Origin of the sequence: Anaerophilus nitritigenes, assembly GCF_004138215.1 — a bacterium.
Lineage (GTDB): Bacteria > Bacillota > Clostridia > Peptostreptococcales > Thermotaleaceae > Anaerophilus > Anaerophilus nitritogenes.
Window position 1 is genome coordinate 1 of the sequence record NZ_RYYS01000101.1, and the last position, 2,609, is coordinate 2,609.

The 2,609-nt window shown below is 28.6% G+C and carries 4 protein-coding genes; 3 read left to right on the plus strand and 1 reads right to left on the minus strand.

Annotation, left to right across the window (positions count from 1 at the left end):
• A partial coding sequence (locus tag EK368_RS13690) for a GNAT family N-acetyltransferase (RefSeq protein ID WP_423243551.1) occupies positions 1-290 on the minus strand: 290 nt, incomplete at its 3' end.
• A 243-nt stretch (positions 291-533) separates the two neighbouring features.
• Here EK368_RS13690 and zupT point away from each other — a divergent pair.
• The 3 genes from zupT to EK368_RS15380 all read left to right on the plus strand — a co-directional run bounded on the left by zupT (position 534) and on the right by EK368_RS15380 (position 2,367).
• On the plus strand, positions 534-1,334 hold the full coding sequence (zupT, locus tag EK368_RS13695; protein ID WP_129600621.1) for a zinc transporter ZupT: 801 nt from the start codon (positions 534-536) through the stop codon (positions 1,332-1,334).
• A 76-nt stretch (positions 1,335-1,410) separates the two neighbouring features.
• Positions 1,411-2,214 carry a nitroreductase family protein gene (locus tag EK368_RS13700; RefSeq protein WP_129600623.1) on the plus strand — a complete coding sequence of 268 codons (804 nt, stop codon included), beginning with the start codon at positions 1,411-1,413 and terminating at the stop codon, positions 2,212-2,214.
• 45 nt (positions 2,215-2,259) lie between these two features.
• Positions 2,260-2,367, plus strand: coding sequence for an IS66 family transposase (locus tag EK368_RS15380; RefSeq protein ID WP_243109430.1), 108 nt, complete (start codon positions 2,260-2,262; stop codon positions 2,365-2,367).
• Positions 2,368-2,609: the final 242 nt, after the last annotated feature.

A 2,609-nucleotide genomic window follows, 5' to 3' on the forward strand; every position in this document is an offset into this window, starting at 1 on the left:
TATCCTATACTTGTCGATTTGTTAAGAAAATCTATTTTATGATATCCAATTACTCCAGCTAGTTGTCCTTTATACCATATGCCTGCTTGGAATCCATTATTGGATGCAAATTGATTCATTGAAGATTCAATAAATGATTTTGTATCTTCAAATGTTTTTGAACCATCTACCCATGGTAACCACATTCTTAAATAATCTCTACAACTATCAACCAATAAAAACAATTCTTTAGCATCTTTATCTTGTAGCAATCTAAGCTCTATATCATTATCAATTAAATATTTAAACATTACTTCATCTCCCTAGTTAAGAATTACAGATACCTTGATCTTTTTATACTCCTTTTTTTGAATGATTAAATCAGCATTCTATCACATAAAGTATATCTATGTTACCTTTAGAAAAATGTAATATTTTGTATCATTACAAATACTTAATATATTTTGGAGTTAAAGATGTGAAAGAATTGTTTTTATTATTAAATTAGGGTATAAGTAATTTAGCTGTAGGATTTAAGAAGGGGGTGTGCAGTTGTGAATAACGTATTATTTGCTTTTGGACTTACATTATTTGCAGGGTTATCTACAGGGATAGGAAGTGCGTTGGCTTTTTATACAAAAAAAACGAATAAAAAGTTTTTATCTATAGCATTAGGTTTTTCTGCTGGTGTTATGATTTATGTTTCTATGATTGAAATATTTGTAAAGGCAAGAGAGTCTTTAGAAATTGTTTATGGACCAACAAAGGGATACTATATAACAACTTTATCGTTTTTTTTAGGAATTGCATTTATTGCAATAATAGATAAATTGGTACCAAGTATTGAAAATCCACATGAAATACGTGATGTAGATGATATGACAAAGAATGAGGAAAATGATAAAGCATTATTAAGAATGGGATTATTTTCAGCTTTTGCCATAGCAATTCATAACTTTCCAGAAGGCTTAGCTACTTTTGTAAGTGCTATAAAAGATCCTACTCTTGGAATTAGTATAGCTTTTGCTATAGCAATTCATAATATTCCAGAAGGAATTGCAGTATCAGTGCCAATTTATTTTGCTACAGGCAATAGAAAAAAAGCATTTTTATATTCCTTTCTTTCAGGATTAGCAGAACCTTTGGGAGCTATCATTGGTTATTTTCTTTTAATGAAATTTTTAGATGAAACGATGTTCGGTATAATATTTGCTAGTGTTGCAGGAATCATGGTGTATATTTCATTAGATGAACTATTACCTACTGCTGAAAAATATGGCGAACACCATATTGCTATTTATGGACTAATCGCTGGTATGATGGTTATGGCATTAAGCTTGTTAATGTTTGCGTAAACTTCAATAATTTGTTTAATTTTTATAAAAAAGGATATCTATTAGAGAGTAAGACAAAATAAGGAGGCGTTGACCAATGCAATTTTCAAAATTAGTAGAAGATATGAGAAGTATAAGAGATTATAAAAATGAACCTGTAGATAGAAATCTAATCAATCAAGTGATTCAAATAGGAGAACAAGGGAAAAAATTAAAGGATGAAGAAGCATATATTTTGTTTTTAGAAAATGGAGAAGAATGGTGTAATAAATTATCTGGAAAAGTTGGATATTTTGGAAATATCATTGAAGCACCTCATTATATAGTTATGGTTTCCAATGAATTTGAAGGATTTATGGAAAATACAGGTTATATTATGGAAAATATGAGAATGAAAGCATGGGAATTAGGATTAGGAACTTGTTGGCTTCATATAGAAGATGAGCAGGAGTTAAAAAAGATTTTAAACATAGAAAATAGAATAACAGGAGTTATAGCTATAGGATATCAATACAAAGGAATATTTAAAAAAGATAAATCTAAAAAAAGCGAAAGATTTGGCGTAGAGGAATTAGTTTATAACAAAGCTTGGGGAGAAGAAATTTCTTTAGAAGAATTACAACAAAGAGGATTTGCAAATGTTTTATATTATGCAAAATTTGCACCATCATGGGGAAACCAACAAAGATGGAGATTTATTATTGATCAAGATAAAATCGTACTAGTAATAGAATCAAACAAAGATGAAAAAAGCAATATCGATGCAGGAATTATGATGTTATACTTAGAAAAAGCTGCTTATGAGGAAAATATTCAAGGAAATTGGGAAATAGAGTACACATTAAAAGATAATTATAATATTCCTACGCCATATAAAATAGTAGGATTCTATAGTGTATAAAGGAGAATCATAGGGACAGATAGTCTTTTTAAATTCTTTATCTTTATATTAAAAGATGGTCAGTGTGATTTTAGTAATAACTCTGTTGAGAGGCAAATAAAATCATTTGTAATAGGTAGAAAAAATTACTTGTTCTGCAAGAATGTAAATTAGAACTAAAATCCAAAGAATAAAGAAAGTCCTATTTATGATTATTATCTCATAGATAGGACTTGTGTTATATATGGGCTGTATTTGACGGATACATACAATAAAGTCACAATTCATCCTCTGAGATAAACAACGGAGGTTTTTTTGTGCCAAATTCTATAAAATCCTTATTCACTGGCTTTATAACTTTCAATTGCCTATTTTTTTTATGAAAAAAGTAGATAATAATACAAATATAATGATTA

Bases quoted from the DNA above. Each gene is read 5' to 3' on its own strand.
- EK368_RS13700 (WP_129600623.1), top strand. From the start codon at position 1,411: ATGCAATTTTCAAAATTAGTAGAAGATATGAGAAGTATAAGAGATTAT.